14 protein-coding genes are annotated in these 15013 nt (G+C 74.1%); 8 read left to right on the top strand and 6 right to left on the bottom strand.

What is annotated here, in order from left to right; genetic code table 11:
- Window positions 1–4: 4 nt before the first annotated feature.
- Together mnmA and QSK10_RS02875 are read left to right on the top strand one after the other, a co-directional pair.
- Entirely contained in the window at window positions 5–1087 is a 1083-nt protein-coding gene (mnmA, locus tag QSK10_RS02880) for a tRNA 2-thiouridine(34) synthase MnmA (RefSeq protein WP_285662903.1), read from the top strand.
- Window positions 1080–2060 carry a methionine synthase gene (locus tag QSK10_RS02875; protein ID WP_285660994.1) on the top strand — a complete coding sequence of 327 codons (981 nt, stop codon included), beginning with the start codon at window positions 1080–1082 and terminating at the stop codon, window positions 2058–2060. The genes mnmA and QSK10_RS02875 overlap by 8 nt, the downstream gene beginning before the upstream one ends.
- 247 nt (window positions 2061–2307) lie before the next feature.
- On the opposite strand, the gene QSK10_RS02870 is transcribed toward QSK10_RS02875, so the two are convergent.
- The 4 genes from QSK10_RS02870 to QSK10_RS02855 all read right to left on the bottom strand — a co-directional run bounded on the left by QSK10_RS02870 (window position 2308) and on the right by QSK10_RS02855 (window position 6223).
- A complete protein-coding gene (locus QSK10_RS02870; RefSeq protein ID WP_285660993.1) occupies window positions 2308–2835 on the bottom strand; it encodes a GNAT family N-acetyltransferase in 528 nt (175 codons plus the stop codon).
- Window positions 2836–2918: 83 nt separating this feature from the next.
- Entirely contained in the window at window positions 2919–4118 is a 1200-nt protein-coding gene (locus tag QSK10_RS02865; protein ID WP_285660992.1) for a winged helix DNA-binding domain-containing protein, read from the bottom strand.
- A gap of 133 nt (window positions 4119–4251) precedes the next feature.
- On the bottom strand, window positions 4252–5676 hold the full coding sequence (locus tag QSK10_RS02860; RefSeq protein WP_285660991.1) for a nitrilase-related carbon-nitrogen hydrolase: 1425 nt from the start codon (window positions 5674–5676) through the stop codon (window positions 4252–4254).
- Window positions 5660–6223 (bottom strand): TetR/AcrR family transcriptional regulator, encoded by a 564-nt coding sequence (locus QSK10_RS02855; RefSeq protein ID WP_285660990.1) that lies wholly within the window; start codon window positions 6221–6223, stop codon window positions 5660–5662. The genes QSK10_RS02860 and QSK10_RS02855 overlap by 17 nt, the downstream gene beginning before the upstream one ends.
- A 280-nt stretch (window positions 6224–6503) precedes the next feature.
- Here QSK10_RS02855 and QSK10_RS02850 point away from each other — a divergent pair, with 280 nt between their 5' ends.
- The 3 genes from QSK10_RS02850 to QSK10_RS02840 are packed head-to-tail and all read left to right on the top strand — an operon-like array spanning window position 6504 to window position 9233.
- Complete coding sequence (locus tag QSK10_RS02850) at window positions 6504–7361, top strand: DMT family transporter (protein WP_285660989.1); 858 nt, start codon at window positions 6504–6506, stop codon at window positions 7359–7361.
- A complete protein-coding gene (locus QSK10_RS02845) occupies window positions 7342–8556 on the top strand; it encodes a glycosyltransferase (RefSeq protein WP_285660988.1) in 1215 nt (404 codons plus the stop codon). The genes QSK10_RS02850 and QSK10_RS02845 overlap by 20 nt, the downstream gene beginning before the upstream one ends.
- Window positions 8553–9233: a DUF998 domain-containing protein gene (locus QSK10_RS02840; protein WP_285660987.1), complete on the top strand. Its 681-nt coding sequence runs from the start codon at window positions 8553–8555 to the stop codon at window positions 9231–9233. The genes QSK10_RS02845 and QSK10_RS02840 overlap by 4 nt, the downstream gene beginning before the upstream one ends.
- Here QSK10_RS02840 and QSK10_RS02835 read toward each other — a convergent pair.
- Window positions 9220–11070: an RNB domain-containing ribonuclease gene (locus QSK10_RS02835; RefSeq protein WP_285660986.1), complete on the bottom strand. Its 1851-nt coding sequence runs from the start codon at window positions 11068–11070 to the stop codon at window positions 9220–9222. The two genes, QSK10_RS02840 and QSK10_RS02835, sit on opposite strands and share 14 nt — an antisense overlap.
- Window positions 11071–11192: 122 nt before the next feature.
- On the opposite strand from QSK10_RS02835, the gene QSK10_RS02830 reads away from it, so the two are divergent.
- Window positions 11193–12017, top strand: a complete 825-nt coding sequence (locus QSK10_RS02830; protein ID WP_285660985.1) for a metallophosphoesterase — start codon at window positions 11193–11195, stop codon at window positions 12015–12017.
- Between the two features lie 9 nt (window positions 12018–12026).
- On the opposite strand, the gene QSK10_RS02825 is transcribed toward QSK10_RS02830, so the two are convergent.
- Entirely contained in the window at window positions 12027–12236 is a 210-nt protein-coding gene (locus tag QSK10_RS02825) for a hypothetical protein (protein WP_285660984.1), read from the bottom strand.
- 564 nt (window positions 12237–12800) lie between these two features.
- Here QSK10_RS02825 and QSK10_RS02820 point away from each other — a divergent pair.
- Entirely contained in the window at window positions 12801–14033 is a 1233-nt protein-coding gene (locus QSK10_RS02820) for a helix-turn-helix domain-containing protein (RefSeq protein ID WP_285660983.1), read from the top strand.
- Window positions 14030–14602, top strand: coding sequence for a flavoprotein (locus QSK10_RS02815; RefSeq protein ID WP_285660982.1), 573 nt, complete (start codon window positions 14030–14032; stop codon window positions 14600–14602). The genes QSK10_RS02820 and QSK10_RS02815 overlap by 4 nt, the downstream gene beginning before the upstream one ends.
- Window positions 14603–15013 lie beyond the last annotated feature (411 nt).

The following is a 15013-nucleotide window of genomic DNA, read 5'->3' as shown; positions in this document are numbered from 1 at the left end:
GAGCTTGAAGGTACTTGCCGCCATGTCCGGCGGCGTCGACTCCGCCGTGGCCGCCGCGTTCGCCGCCGAGGCGGGCCACGACGTCACCGGGGTCCACCTGGCCCTCTCGCGCAACCCGCAGACCTACCGCACGGGTGCGCGCGGTTGCTGCACCCTGGAGGACTCCCGCGACGCCCGCCGCGCCGCCGACGTCATCGGCATCCCCTTCTACGTGTGGGACATGGCCGAGCGCTTCCACGAGGACGTCGTCGACGACTTCGTCGCCGAGTACGCCGCCGGGCGCACCCCCAACCCGTGCCTGCGCTGCAACGAGAAGATCAAGTTCGCCGCGGTCCTCGACCGGGCCGTCGCCCTCGGCTTCGACGCCGTCGTCACCGGGCACCACGCGCGCCTCGACGAAGGCGTTCTGCGCCGCTCGGTCGACATCGGCAAGGACCAGTCCTACGTCCTGGCCGTGCTCAACCGCGACCAGCTGTCCCGGGCGATGTTCCCCCTCGGCGGCATCACCAAGGAGCAGGTCCGCGAGGAGGCCGCCAAGCGCGGCCTGGGCGTGGCCGACAAGCCCGATTCGCACGACATCTGCTTCATCGCCGACGGCGACACCAAGGGCTTCCTCGCCGAGCGCATCGGCGCCAAGACCGGCGACATCGTCGACTCGGCCACCGGCGAGGTCCTCGGCAGCCACGACGGCGCCTTCGCCTACACCGTCGGGCAGCGGCACGGCCTCGGCCTCACCCGGCCCGCCGCCGACGGGCGGCCCCGCTACGTCCTGTCCATCACCCCGGTCAGCAACACCGTCACCGTCGGCCCCCGCGAGGAGCTGGAGGTGACCGTCGTCCACGCCGACAAGCCCGTGTGGACCTCCGGTACCGCCCGCACCGAACCGGTGGAGTGCGTCGTGCAGCTGCGCGCGCACGGCGAGACCCACGCCGCCGTCCTCGTCGCCACCGAAGACGGACTCACCGCGCACCTGCGGACCCCCGCGCGCGGCGTGGCCGCCGGGCAGGCCCTGGTCGCCTACCTCCCCGACGCCGACGGCGACATCGTCCTGGCCAGCGCCACCATCTCGGGCTCGGCCCGTGATTGAGCTGCCGGAGGGTTCGTCCACCGGCATCGGGTCGCTGCCCGGCACCGACGTCATCGAGGCCACCCGCGTCGTCCTCGGCGAGCTGAACCTCCCGCACCTGCCGGAGCTGCCCGCGCGCGGCCCCGGCGCCGACATGATCGGCCGCGGCGCGGCGTTCCTCGTCGAGCTGCCCGTCGAGCTCTACGTCGCCCGCTGGCAGCTGACCGGCCGCCCCGGCCGCGACCTGCGCCGCACCCTCGACTTCCTCGACCGCGACCTGGACGCCCTCACCGAACTCACCGACGGGTACACCGGCCCGCTCAAGGTGCAGGCGACCGGGCCGTGGACGCTGGCCGCCGCCCTCCAGAAACCCACCGGCGGCGCGATCCTGCGCGACCCCGGCGCCGTCCGCGACCTCACCGACTCCCTCGCCGAGGGCCTGGCCGCGCACGTCGCCGACGTCCGCGCGCGCGTCCCCGGGGCCTCGGTGATCCTCCAGCTCGACGAGCCCTCGCTCCCGGCGGTCCTCGCCGGGCACATCCCCACCGAGAGCGGCTTCTCCCACTACCGGCCCGTCGAGGCGCCCGTCGCCGCGACCCGCCTGCGGCACCTCATCGGCCGCGTCGGCGCGCCCGTGGTCGTGCACAGCTGCGCGCCCGACGTACCCGTCGCCCTGCTGGCGGGCGAGACGGGCGCGGCCGGGATCGCCCTCGACCTCGGCCTGCTCGACCTCGACCGCGCCGAGAGCATCGACCCCCTCGGCGAGGCCCTCGACGGCGGCCTCACCCTCTTCGCCGGAAGCGACGCCGCCGACCCCGGCGACGCCGCGCGCGGACTGTGGCGGCGCCTCGGCCTCAGCCCCGCCAAGTTGCCCGCCCAGGTCGTCGTGACGCCCTCGTGCGGGCTCGCCGGTCGGACGCCGGAAGCCGCGCGCAAGGCCATGGCGGCCTGCCGCGAGGCGGCCCGGCGGCTCGCCGACGACCCGGAGGGCTAGGAACCGCTCCGCGTGACCCGGTGCCCTTTCGGCACCGGTCTCCCGGCCACGTACGACACCGGTACGGGGCCGGAAGACCGGCTTGCGATCAGGAATGCGGCCGACTCCGTCTTCGCGCACCCGCGAGATCCACAGGACACGCTCTAGGCCACCGGTGGCGGCCGACGCGTTTTCGGCGAACCCGGTGCCGCTCCTCGCGGCACCGGGATGAGGGCGCGATGCTCACGGCGCGCCCACCGGACGAGCCCTAGGCCACCGGCCGCAGCACGCCGAACCACTGCTCGGCGCCGAAGGCCTCGAAGCGCTCCACCTCGGTGAAGCCGAGCTTGGCGGCCAGGCGGACCGAGGGCTCATTGGCGGTCTGGGTGTAGAGGACGACCGCCTCGCCGGGTCGTTCGGCGGTGAAGCGGGCGAGCACCGCCGCGCAGGCCTCGGCCGCGTATCCGTGTCCCCACGCCGCCGGCAGCAGCAGGTAGCCGAGCTCGACGGCGCCGGCCTCGCGGCGGTGGGAGTCGGGGGTGTGCGGTGCGAGTTTGACCATGCCGACCATGGCCCCGTCCCGCTCGATGGTGAGGACGCCGGGCTTGGCGGGGTTCTCCGGCATCCGCTCTTCCAGCGTCTCGCGCGGCTGCGGGCCGCCGAGGTAGGCGTTCACCTCGGGGGAGGAGAACAGGTCGATGTACCCCGCGCGGTCGCGGGCCTCGGGTTCGCGGACGACGAGCCGCTCGGTGACGATCGGGTCGGGCGTCCAGGCGGCGTTTCCGGCTTCGGTCATGGCGGGCAACCTACCCCGGGCCGCCGTCAAGATCCACCCCGTGTGGTGCGGGGCCGGGCGCCGAAGCCCGGCCCCGCTTCGCCTCAGCGCTCGACGCCCAGGCTCACCGGCGACATGAACGTGTTGCGGACGCCGTCGGCCAGCGCGCCGCGCTCGGCGGCCCACTCCACGTCCACGTCGGCCGCGCCGACCGAGCGCGCCAGGCGCTCCGCCTCGGCCTCGATCTCGCCGCGCCGGTCCCCGGCGGCACCGGAGAACAGCGCGACGGAGACCACCAGCGCCCCCGGCAGCCGGTCGTAACCGGCCTGCCAGACCCCGGCGGCCTCGCCGTCGACGAGGACCATCGAGGTCGCGTTGCCCACCGGGTCGATGACGCGGGGATGCAGCGCGGGCGGCACGACGCGGCGGCGGTCCTTGTAGCCCATGGGATAGGCGTCCCAGACCGGCAGCAGCCGCACCCCGGGGTCCACGGTGGACGCGCGCAGCTCGTCCAGGTCGGCGGTCAGGACGTGGGCGGGCACCTCGTCGTCGGGGGCCTCGTACCCGAGGCGGATCTCGGTGAGCTCGTCGCGCAGGGCGAACAGCACGGCCTTGGTCTCCCCGGCCGTCCAGCCCGTCCACCAGCGCAGGTCGTCGGCGGTGGCGGGGCCGAGGGCGGTGAAGTAGCGGCGGGCCAGGGCGGCCCGCGCCTCCCCGGTGTCCACGGTGGACACCGCCTCGCCGATCCAGTCGCCCCAGCGGGCGTAGCCGTAGGAGTCGCTGCGCCAGGTGCCGCGCGGGCGGGTGCGGACCAGGCGCGTCTCGCGGGTCATCAGCGCCACGACGAGCCGCGCGTCGTCGACATCGGGCGCCGCCTCCTTGATCGCGGCCAGCGTCATGGGTTCATGCCCGGCCATGGCGGTCTCGACCTTGTGGGCCATGCGCTCGTAGTCGGTGTAGGTCGCGTTCAGCTGCCGCAGCGCCGAGGCGCGGCCCCGCCGGCCGGGCTCGGCGGCGGCGAGGATCCACGGGAGGTCCTCGACGGGCTGGACGTAGGCCATCTGCCGCTGCGCCCGCAGGCGCACCAGACGGCGGGTCTCGTACAGCTCGTCCTCCAGGTCGTCGATGGTGAAACCGGTGACGCGGGCGGCCAGGGAGAGGTGGCAGGTCGGTGAGGAGCTGTAGACGCCGCCGGTGCCGCGCACGGCGTCGACGACGGTGGCGAAGCCGGGGCCCGACAGGCCCTGGCGGCGCAGGCTGAAGGCACGGGTCGCGGGGAGCGGAATCACGTCTGCGGTGGCCATGACCTGAGCTTATGCGCGGGGTACGACAGAAAAACGGGTCCGGGATGGAGCTCGGGCCGGTCGCCCGAAGGCACGGTACGGGCCGCGAAAACCGGCCCGCGCGAGGCGCGGGCCGGTCCTCCGGGAGGAGGTTTCAGGAACGCCGGAACAGGCTCGCCACCGCCAGCCCGGACAGCGCCAGGGCGGTCCAGGCGAACCAGTCCCCGAGCACCGAGTAGACCGTCCACAGTGGCTCCACCGAGACCGGCCGGACGAGCGGCGTCCCGTCGGTCTCCCACACCTCGCCGTACGGGTCGCTCACCAGCGCCTCGCCCAGCTCGGCCGTCCGCACCAGCGACATGCCCTGCTCCACGCCCCGGAACACCGCCATGCGGTCGTGCAGCCAGGAGTCGTCGTCGAAGTCCAGGGCGGGCGCGAGCAGGACACCGGCGCCGGTGTCGCGGTCGCGCGCCACCAGGTCGGGGAAGTCCAGGTCCTTGCAGATGATCAGCGCGTAGGACCCGAAGCCCGCCAGCGCGTCGCCGGGCGTCAGCTCGGTGCCCTCGCCCGGCGCGACGTCGACCTCCAGGCCCGGGATCATGTGGTGCTTGCGGTAGATCACCGGCTCGCCGCCGTCGGCGGGGAAGTACACCGCCGCGTTGGACACCACGCCGCGCTCGCCGAGGTGGACGCCGACGACCACGCCGATGCGGTTGTCCTTCGCCGCGGCGCCCCACCGCGCCAGGAATCCGGGCGCGTCGGCCTCGGGCACCAGGAACAGCTTCTCGGGGAACACCGCGATCTCGGCCCCGGCGGCGGCCAGGCCGGGCAGCGCGCCGAGGTAGCCCGCGACGCCCTGGACGCCCTGGGGACCGTCGTAGTCGTCCTCGATGTGCGGGCCGGGCAGCGCGACCGAGGCGACCTTCGGCCCGCGCGGCTCATCGGAGGTGACCAGCCGCAGCGCGCCCAGTCCCAGGGGCAGGACGAGCAGCAGCGCGGCCAGCACGGCCGGGGCGAGGTACCGGCGTCCGGGGACGAGCGCGGCGGCGACCGCCGAGGGCACGGCCAGCAGCAGGAACGACACGCCCCACACCCCGGCCACCGAGGCCGTCTGCACCACCGGCAGCAGATCGGCCTGCGTGTAGGCCAGGCTCCAGTACGCGCCGTGCGGCGCGAACAGGCGGACCAGGTACTCCAGCGACACCCAGATCGCGGGCACCGACAGGGCGGCGGCGATCAGGCGGCCGCGCAGGGCGAGGGTCCGGAACAGCCACACCGCCAGGGCCAGCACGATCGCGGGGACGATCAGCAGCCCGGCGGCCAGCGGCACCGGCACGAGGATGTCCACGGTGTAGTAGTGCCACATCGGCGCGGCGCCGCCGAGGTAGCCGAGCCCGGCGGCCAGCGCGGCGAGCGGCGCGGGGACGCGGGTGGCGGCCAGCAGGACGGGAAGAACGGCCAGCCAGGTGAGGTAGGGGACGGGGTGGAGCCCGGTGCCGAAGGCCCAGAGGACGCCGGAGGCGGCGGCCGCGAGGGCGGCGGCGCCGTAGCGGGCGGGACGGCTAAGCGCCGATTCCATGGATCAGCCTTTCGAGGCTTGCCCGGCACAGCTCGCGGAACTCCCCGTCCGGCAGGCCGATGCGCCCGCCGAGGTGGAGCCCGATGAGCCCGTGCAGGTGAGAGGTGATGGCCAGACCGACCAGCCAGGGGTCGTCCTCGCGGAGGAGACCGGCGCGCATGGCGGCGGCCACGGCCCCGGTGACGAGGTTGAAGGTGGGGGAGCGCCCCTCGCGCAGCTCGCCGACGGCGCGGGCGCCGTCGCGGGCCTCCAGGAACAGGAACGCGTAGACCTTCGGCTCGCGCAGCGCCAGCGAGATCATCTCCTCGACGCCGGCCGCGATCGGGTCGGGTGCGGTGAGGATCGGGGCCCACTCCGCGGCGAGCCGGGCGAACCACTCGTCGGCGACCCGGGCCAGCAGCGCCTCCCGCGAGGGGTAGTGGCGGTAGACGGCCATGGCGGACAGTCCGATGTGCGCGCCGATGCGGCGCATGGTGACGGCCTCGCTGCCGTCGGCGCGCAGGATCTCGGCGGCGGCCTCGGCGGCCCTCGTTGGCGTGTCGGTCATGTTTACAGCGTAAACACTCAGGGGCGCACGACGCCATCGGGCGATTCCCCTCGGGGAAAAATCGGGGTCGAATGGGGGGTTAGACCCCCTGGCGGAGAACGGAACCACCGCTATGGCGCGCGTTTCTCCAGCACCGTCTCCAGTGGATGACCGAACGGGTGAAGCCGCCGGTACAGCCCACGCTACCCGCCACCCGGGCCCGCCACTAGGGGAGATCTAAGGGGACGGCGGGGGGATAACCCCCCTGCGCAAAAACGCCTCCGACAGGAGGCTCTAATGCATGACCTGGCCGATTCTCACGGCCCTCGCCGGGGCCCTTCTCCTCGCGTTCGGCGCGGCGCTCCAAGAGGGCGCCGCCGTCGCAGCCGAGGGACGCGCCCGGCCGCTGCTCGCCCTCGCCCGCCGCCCCCGCTGGCTGCTCGGCGCGGGCTTGTCGGCCGCCGGAGTCGGACTCCACCTGCTGGCCCTGTCCGCCGCGCCGGTCACCCTCATCCAGCCCCTCGGCGTCAGCGGCCTCCTCTTCGCCGTCGCCGCCGCCGCGATGCTGGCCCGCCGCCCCGTCCGCCCCGCCGAGATCGCCGGCGCGCTCCTGGTCACCGCCGGGCTCATCGCGCTCGTCCTCTCGCTGCCGCACCGGACGTCGGCCGCGCCCACCCTGGACGCCCGCGCCGCCCTCGGCCTCGCCGCCGTCGCCGCCGCGGCCGTCCTCACCGGACTCCTGCTCGCCGGGCGCCTCACCCCCACCTGGCGCGCGCTGACCCTGGCCACCGCCGCCGGGATCTCCTTCGGCGCCGTCTCCGCCTTCGCCCGCGTCCTGGCCACCGCCGCCCGCGGCGACGCCACCGCGCTCCTGCACTGGCACACCGCCGTCGCCGTCGCCCTCGCCGCCCTCGGCGGCATCGCCCTCCAGCACGCCTACCGCAGCGGACGCTTCTCCCTCGCCTTCGCCGCCCTCCTGCTCGCCGACCCGATCGCGGCCGCCGCCATCGGACTGGCCGTCCTGAACGAACCCCCGCCCGCCGCCGGCGCGTGGTGGCTCGTCCTCGCCGCCGCCGTGATCGCCCCCGGCGTCACCCTCCTCGCTCGAACCCGCCATCCCCGCACCGAAGGAGCACCCCATGTCGCTGCTGGCCATTGATCCCATCCACGCCACCGCCCCCGCCGTCACCGGCCAGCGCGTCCTCATCGGCGCCGACACCTACCCGCCCGACGTCAACGGCGCCGCCTACTTCGCCCACCGCCTCGCTCTCGGCCTGGCCGCGCGCGGCAACGACGTCCACGTCGTCGCCCCCTCCGGCACCGGGCCCGCCGAGGTCCAGGAGATCGACGGCATCACCGTCCACCGCCTGCGCTCACGTGCCATACCCGTCCACAAGCAGATGCGCTACAGCAACCCGCTCGGCCTGTCCGACACCATCGCCGACCTCATCGACCGGGTCCGGCCCGACGTCGTCCACGTCCAGAGCCACTTCATCGTCGGCCGCGCCGCCGTCCGCGCCGCCCGCCGCTCCGACGTGCCCCTGGTCGCCACCAACCACTTCATGCCCGACAACCTCCTCCACCACGCCAAGGTCCCCCAGCGCCTGCGCGAACGCGTCTCCCGCCTCGGCTGGCGCGACGCCGCCCGCGTCTACGGCCGCGCCGACCACGTCACCAGCCCCACCGAGATCGCCGCCCGCCTCTTCGAGGCCAAGGGATACAAGGGCGACGTCGAAGCCGTCTCCTGCGGCATCGACCTGCGCCGCTTCGCACCCGGACGCGCCACCCGCGCCGGAGCCCGCGCCCACCTCGGCCTCGCCGACAAACCCACCATCGCCTTCGTCGGCCGCCTCGACCAGGAGAAGCGCCTCCACGAACCCATCGAAGCCGCCGCCCGCCTCGGCGTCCAGATCGCCCTGGCCGGCACCGGACCGCAGCGCGAGGAACTCCGCGCGCTCGCCGAGAACCTGGGCGCCGACCTGAAACTGCTCGGCTTCGTCCCCGACGAGGACCTGCACCTGGTCTACGCCGCCGCCGACGTCTTCGTCATGCCCGGCGTCGCCGAGCTCCAGAGCATCGCCACCCTGGAGGCGATGGCCAGCGGCCTCCCCGTCGTCGCCGCCGACGCCGTCGCGCTGCCCCACCTCGTCCGCGAGGGCGAGAACGGCTTCCTCTACCGGCCCGGGGACGTCATGGAGCTCACCGGCCACCTGCGCGCCATCCTCAACGACGACCTCGCCCGCCGCCGCATGGGACACCACAGCCGCTCCATCGCCGCCGGGCACGACGAGCAGCGCTCGCTGGCCCGCTTCGAGCAGATCTACCGCGAGGTCCGCGCCGGAGCCCTGCGATGAGCGCCGGACTGTGGACGCCGGCGCGCGTCGAGGTCGCCACCCCCGCCGCCGTCCCGGTTCGGGCGAGCGCGGGCCGCCGGGCGAGCCTGTTCGCCATCGCCGCCTCCATCCTCGCCGTGCTCTGCCTGGGCTACCTGCACATGGTCCCCAGCGACGTCGATCCCATGCGCGACCCGGTGTCCAGCTACGTGCGCGTCGGCGGCGGCTGGCAGTTCACGCTCGGCGTGACCGCGATGGCCGCGGCCTGCTACGTCCTGGCCTCGGCCGCGTTGCCGGGGCCGCGGACGGCGATGCTGCGCGGCGTCCTGGCGATCGCGGGGGCGTCGTTCCAGACGGCGGCGGTCTTCCCGACCGACGCGGGGGCCTCCGTGGTCACCGCGTCCGCCGAGATCCACCGGTGGGCGGCCGGGATCGGCATGGGCGCCATCCCCGTGGCCGGGCTGCTGTTCCTGACCGTGCTGCGCGGCTCGGGACGCCCGCAGGCGGCCAAGTGGCTCGGCGTGACCGTCGCGGTGAGCGTGTTCCTGCTGGCCGTCACCGTCATCGGCACGTTCCTGCCGGACTTCATGCACTCCGGCGACTGGCGCGGCCTGCCGCAGCGGGTCCTGCTGTTCGCCGAGCTGACCGTGGTCCTCGCGCTGGCCTTCGCCGCCGGGACCCGCCTCACCCGTCGCTGACGGCGGCGCCGTCGATCTTCTCCCGCAGATCGGCGGCCGCCGCCGTCTTGGCGGCCTGCTTGGCCCCGGCCGTGCCGGTGCCCGACATGGGCAGCCCGGAGGCGGCCAGCACCGCCGAGGCGGTGCACGTGAAGACCGGCTCGTGCGGTGTGCCGTCCCGCTCGTAGTCGAAGGCGAGCCCGCTGATCACGCCGAGCTGCGCGTACTCGTTGACCGCCATCACCGGATGCCGGTCGGCGGGCACCTGCCGGGCCCGTTCGGCGGGGGAGGGCGGTTCGGGGACGTCGTCGCGCGCGTCGTGGGACCGGTCGGCGATGCCGGCCAGGGCGCACACCAGGGCGAGGGCGGCGTGCGAGCGGGCGTCCTTCTTGGAGGCCGCGGTCCGTCCCGGCGACTCGTGGGCGACGCTGCCCAGCCGCAGCGCGACCCGCGCGGTGAAGCGCGGCAGCTGCGCGGTGCCGGTCGCCTCGACCGCCCACACCACGTGCTCCTCGGAGATGGGGCCGCCCACGACGTCCTGGGCGTAGACGCTCAGGCCCGTGACCGCCCGGGAGGGCTCCTCGGCCAGCCAGTCGCCCAGCCGGTCCTTGACCGCCAGCCACGACGGGCCCTCGGCGTCGAACAGGACGTGGCAGACGTCCCGCAGCGGCAGCGCCCCCTCGTCCAGGCGGCGCAGGATCTCGGCGGACAGGTCGGAGCGCGGCTCGGACTCGGTCACGCCCAGTTTCAGCACCCGCCGGAAGGTCTCGGCGTCCATGCGCTCGAAGGACGAGTCGTCCAGCGCGCGGCGGGTCTCCTTGCGGGCCTCGGTCCGGTAGCGCTCGGCGGTGCGCAGCCGCCGCTCGCGGATGGCGGCGTTCACTTCCTCGCCGAGGGCGACGAGTTCCTCGAAGGTGTAGGGCGGGGGAGCGCCGTCGGCGGCGGCGAACAGCATCCGCTGGGTGACCAGGTCCGGGTAGCGGCGCAGCGGCGAGGTGGCGTGGGTGTAGGCCGGGAGGTTCAGCGCGTAGTGGCCGGTGACGGTGGGGGCGTAGGTCGCCGGGCGCATCAGCATCGCCAGGCGCTTCTCCACCAGGACCCGGTTGCCGATCTGGGCGGCGAAGGACGACAGGTCCTCCAGGAGCTCATCGCGGGAGGGCGCCACGGCCGAGGCGCGGTGGTTGCGGAACAGGATCGGCACGTCGTTCTCGGCCGCCCACAGCGCCACCGCCTCGTTTGCGGCGATCATCAGCTCCTGCACGATCATGTAACCGGCGTTGCGGAGCGCGCCGCCCAGCCGCACCAGGTTGCCCTCCTCGGTGGTGGCGAAGCCCTGGAGCAGGTCGTAGAAGGCCAGGGCACCGGCCGCGCGCCGCCGTGACAGCAGGACGCGGGAGAGCTCGTGGGCGTCGGCCAGCATCGCGTGCAGCGGGTCGTTCGGGTCGCGCAGCGCGGCGGCGGCCTGCGGGTAGGTGCGCGCGAAGCCCTCGGCCAGCACACCGCGGCCGACCTCGGAGGCGATCGCCTCGCCGTCGGCGTCGAAGCGCACCGAGACCCGCAGCGTCGGCTGCGCCACGCCCTCGCGCAGCGTCGCGTGCGCCTCGCCCGCCCCGATCATCGGGATGTGCCTGCCCTCGGGCAGGTAGCGGGTGGTGATCATCCGCCGCGCCTCGGCGTCGGCGTCCCCGCCGGGCGGGACGATCGCCGCGACGTCGGCGATGTGCGCGGTGAGCGACCAGCCCGCGCCGTGGCGGGCGACCCAGACGGCGTCGTCCCGGTCGGCCGTCTCCGGCCCGTCGATCATCACCCCGCGCGTCACCTCGGCCACCTGCGCCGCCTCCCGCCCTCTTGTCGACACTCCTTCGCACCCTACTGCCCGGCGACCCGGGAGCCCGGCCGAGCGGGCCGCGCGCACTGCCCGAGAGTGCCGCGGCGCCGGGGAAGCGCGTGACCTTGATCGGCGCGTCGTACGATCGTGCGATGGTGCCACCCAGTGAGGACAGCAGAACCCCGCTCTACGTCGTCTCCGACCTCCACGGTCACCGCGAGCAGTTCACCGCGGTGCTGCGCGAGGCCGGGCTCATCGACGACGACGAGCGGTGGACCGGTGGCGGCGCGCGCCTGTGGTGCCTGGGCGACTTCACCGACCGCGGCCCCGACGGGGTCGGCGTCATCGAGCTCGTCATGGACCTGGCCAAGCAGGCCGAGGAGACCGGCGGCCGCGTCGACGCGCTCCTGGGCAACCACGAGATCCTCCTGCTGGGCGCCCACCGCTACGGCGAGGAGGAGGTCCCCGGCGAGGACCCGCCCAAGCAGTTCACCGCGTGGTGGGTGCTGAACGGGGGACGCGACACCGACGCCGAGCGCCTCACCGACGAGATCGTGGAGTGGCTGTCCACCCGCGACGCCGTGCGCGTCGAGGACGGGCACCTGCTCATGCACACCGACGCGCCCACGTACCTCAACTACGGCGGCACCGCCGACGAGATCAACGCCAAGATCCGGGGTGTGCTGGCGTCGGACGACCTGGCCGCCTGGTGGGACCTGTTCCGCCAGATGACCGCCCGTCGCGCCTTCCACGGCGAAGGGGACCAGGGGGTCCGCACCGCGCGGGCGGTGCTGGACGCGCTCGGCGGGGAGCGGATCGTGCACGGCCACAGCACCATCCCCGACCAGTTCGGGGTCGACCCGTCCACCATCGAGGGCCCCCGCGTGTACTGCGAAGGGCTCGCGCTCGCGGTGGACGGCGGTGTGTACCAGGGCGGGCCGTGCCTGCTGGTGAAGCTGCCTTACACGGAGGAGTAGCCCGGCCGCTCAGGCCGAGAAGAGCTGCGTGAACCGGCCGGCCTCGGCGGCGTCCTCGCGGGAGCCGGGCAGCGCGGCGGACTCGGCGCGGGCGCGGGCGGCGGGACGGCCCTCGACGAGGGCGGTCACCGCGAGCGCGGCGATGATCAGGACGAAGAACCATCCGGCCAGTCCGGACAGCGCCAGGGCGAAGCCGATCCCGGCGGTCACCGCGATCATTCCGGAAACGGCCAGGGCCAAGCCCCAGGTGGGGAGATGATGGTGCTGGTGTGTTCGCATAACCTGTCAACGACCCGACAGTGGCCGCGTCACCCTGCAGCTGCAAGTATCACCCGAACCGGGGAATGCTGACGCTTCGTATGCGCCCTCAGGGCGGATCAAAGCGTCATTTCGGCGTGAAAACACCCCGCCGCAGTCGTTTCCTGCAGCTGCGATCCGCCTATGTCGAAAGATCGAACGTCACCTAATCGCGTTCTGCTCGTTGCGTGTAGCAGAGGACCGGTGTAGACAGAGCTTTACGAAAGGTGGAATGCGACGAGTTCACCGGCTTCGCACCGAGTGGCGGCTCCTTTCCGACTCGGGTACCGCCACTCCCCGGCGGTGACCCGGGAGCGGGACACCGGAGAGGGACGCGACGGGCGCGGGGCGCGGTGGAGCGGCATCCCGGCCCCTCCAAGGCACGGCCCGTCTTCCCGGGCACGCCGGGTGAGGAGCGCGCCGGTACCCGCGACACGCACCGGAAAATCCTCGATCCAGCGGATTGCTTCGACGGTGGGGGTCGACGTGACGGAAGAACTTCCCATTGGCCGCCGGGTCGCCTACTGGCGGCAGCGGCGCACCATGTCCCAGCAGGTCTTCGCCGATCGCATCGGCAAATCGAAGAGCTGGGTGGACAAGATCGAGCGGGGTGTGCGCCGGCTCGACAAGTTCTCGGTGCTGCACGACATCGCCGACGTGCTCCAGGTCGACGTGCAGCTACTCTTGGGCCGCGACCCCGAGCGCAGCTCCGAGGCCTTCAACTGCGTCGACCAGGTGGAGGTCGAGGACATCAGGCAGGCCCTGGAACGCTACGAGCGCCTGGGCACCCTCTTCGAGGCCGCGCCGATCCAGCCGATGCCGCTGGACGACTTCGCCAAATCGGTCAGCCACGCGTGGATGACCTTCGAGGCCGCCAACTACGCCGCCCTCGCCCGCTCGCTCATCACCCTGCTCAAGACCGGCCCGGCGGTGGAGGAGGAGGCCGCCGACCCGCAGAAGACCCGCGCGGCCAACCTGCTCAGCCAGGTCTACCAGATCGCCTCCTCGGTGCTGCGCAAACTCGGCGAGCCCCAGCTCGCCTGGCTGGCCGCCGACCGCGCCATCAGCGCCGCCCAGCGCGGCGACGACCCGCTGCTCATCGGCACCGCCACCACGCGCGTGGCCAACGCGCTGCGCTCGCTGGGCCGGTCCTCGGCCGCCCTCGACCTCAACATCCAGGTCGCGCAGAAGGTCCTCGCCCAGGGCGGCGCCGACCCGGGCGCGGCGGCCCTGTCGGTGCACGGGCAGCTGCTGCTCCAGGGCGCCATGGCCGCCGCGCAGTGCGGCGACCTGCCCACCGCGCGCGAGCTCCTGCGGTCCGCCGACGGCATCGCCGATCTGGTCGGCGACGGCCACAACCACTACTGGACCAGCTTCGGCCCGACCAACGTCGCCCTGCACCGCGCGGCCGCCGCCGTCGAGCTCGGCGAGGGCCGCATGGCGGTCAACACCCACGTCCGCATCGACCCGGAGGCCTTCGCGCGCCTGGTCCCCGAGCGGCGCGCGCACCACTACGTCGACGTCGCCCGCGGCTACAACCAGATCGGCGACCACCACGAGGCCGGGCGGCTCCTCGTCGAGGCCGGACGCGTCGCGCCGCTGGAGATCCGCTGCCGCCCGCTCGCCCACCAGGTCATCAGCGACGTGCTCCGCCGCAGCCGCGGCGCGGCCCCCGCGCCCCTGATCGCCATGGCAGAGGAACTGAGGCTGGCCGCATGACCTCCGGCGAGCCCGGCCGGTCACCCGTCCTGCACCTGCTGGTCTGCGGCTCGCCGCTGGCCCGCGACGTCCGCAAGCTCATCGGGCCCGCGATCGCCGACGGCTGGGACGTGTGGGTCGTCGCCAGCCCCGACGGGGTGAAGTTCCTCGACGTGGCCGCCGCCGAGGCGGCCACCGGGCACACCGTCCGCAGCCGCTACCGGCACCCGTCGGAGTCGGGCGACCTGCCGGTCCCCGACGCGGTGGTGGTCGCGCCCGCCACCTGCAACACGGTCAACAAGTTCGCCGCCGGGATCTGCGACACCCTCGTGCTGGGGCTGCTCGCCGAATCCCTCGGCCGTGGCCTGCCGGTGGTGCTCGCGCCGTACACGAACTGGGCCCACGCCGCCCACCCCGCCTTCGCCGAGAGCGTGACGAGACTGCGCGGCTGGGGTGTGACGGTGCTGTACGGCGAGGACTTCTTCCGCTTCCACGAACCCGGCCGCGGTTACCTGACGCAGCACCTGTTCCCCTGGCCGCGCGTCTGGGGCGAGGTGACCCAGCGGCATGTGGTGACGTGCCCGCCGTGAGGATCAGGATCGTGCGGGGCCATGGTGCTTCGCGATGGCTCCCGCCGGTCGCCCGGCCCGGGCTGCTGCCACCTCACCCGCCATCTCACGTGGCACTCGGCTCTGCCCCGGGCGTGGTGGCCGCGTGTGTGGGCTGGGGTGGCTCGGTGGCATGTGACCCGCCCGCCGTGGGCATCGGCGTCGTGCGGGGTCATCGTGCTTCGCGATGGCGGCTGCCGGTCGCCCGGTCCCGGCCACCGCCACCGCACCCGCCACCCCACCCGCCACCAGGCTCCGCCCCCGCCTCCGTGGCCGCGCGTCCGGGCCAGGGCGGTCGGGGTGGCCCGGCGGCATGTGATCCGCCCGCCGTGAGTGTGGGTGGCGCCCGGCTGCTGCCAGCTGACGCGGCACCCGGCGCGCGTGTGGGCCGGG

The sequence above is a fragment of the Actinorhabdospora filicis genome, from assembly GCF_030269765.1.
Classification (GTDB): Bacteria; Actinomycetota; Actinomycetes; order Mycobacteriales; family Micromonosporaceae; genus Actinorhabdospora; species Actinorhabdospora filicis.
Note: the sequence above shows the minus strand (reverse complement) of the source record. Positions and strands in the feature narration are given on the sequence as shown.

Bases quoted from the DNA above. Each gene is read 5' to 3' on its own strand.
- QSK10_RS02870 (WP_285660993.1), bottom strand. From the start codon at position 2,835: ATGACCGAAGCCGGAAACGCCGCCTGGACGCCCGACCCGATCGTCACC.
- QSK10_RS02865 (WP_285660992.1), bottom strand. From the start codon at position 4,118: ATGGCCACCGCAGACGTGATTCCGCTCCCCGCGACCCGTGCCTTCAGC.
- QSK10_RS02860 (WP_285660991.1), bottom strand. From the start codon at position 5,676: ATGGAATCGGCGCTTAGCCGTCCCGCCCGCTACGGCGCCGCCGCCCTC.
- QSK10_RS02855 (WP_285660990.1), bottom strand. From the start codon at position 6,223: ATGACCGACACGCCAACGAGGGCCGCCGAGGCCGCCGCCGAGATCCTG.
- QSK10_RS02850 (WP_285660989.1), top strand. From the start codon at position 6,504: ATGACCTGGCCGATTCTCACGGCCCTCGCCGGGGCCCTTCTCCTCGCG.
- QSK10_RS02845 (WP_285660988.1), top strand. From the start codon at position 7,342: ATGTCGCTGCTGGCCATTGATCCCATCCACGCCACCGCCCCCGCCGTC.
- QSK10_RS02840 (WP_285660987.1), top strand. From the start codon at position 8,553: ATGAGCGCCGGACTGTGGACGCCGGCGCGCGTCGAGGTCGCCACCCCC.
- QSK10_RS02830 (WP_285660985.1), top strand. From the start codon at position 11,193: ATGGTGCCACCCAGTGAGGACAGCAGAACCCCGCTCTACGTCGTCTCC.
- QSK10_RS02825 (WP_285660984.1), bottom strand. From the start codon at position 12,236: ATGATCGCGGTGACCGCCGGGATCGGCTTCGCCCTGGCGCTGTCCGGA.
- QSK10_RS02815 (WP_285660982.1), top strand. From the start codon at position 14,030: ATGACCTCCGGCGAGCCCGGCCGGTCACCCGTCCTGCACCTGCTGGTC.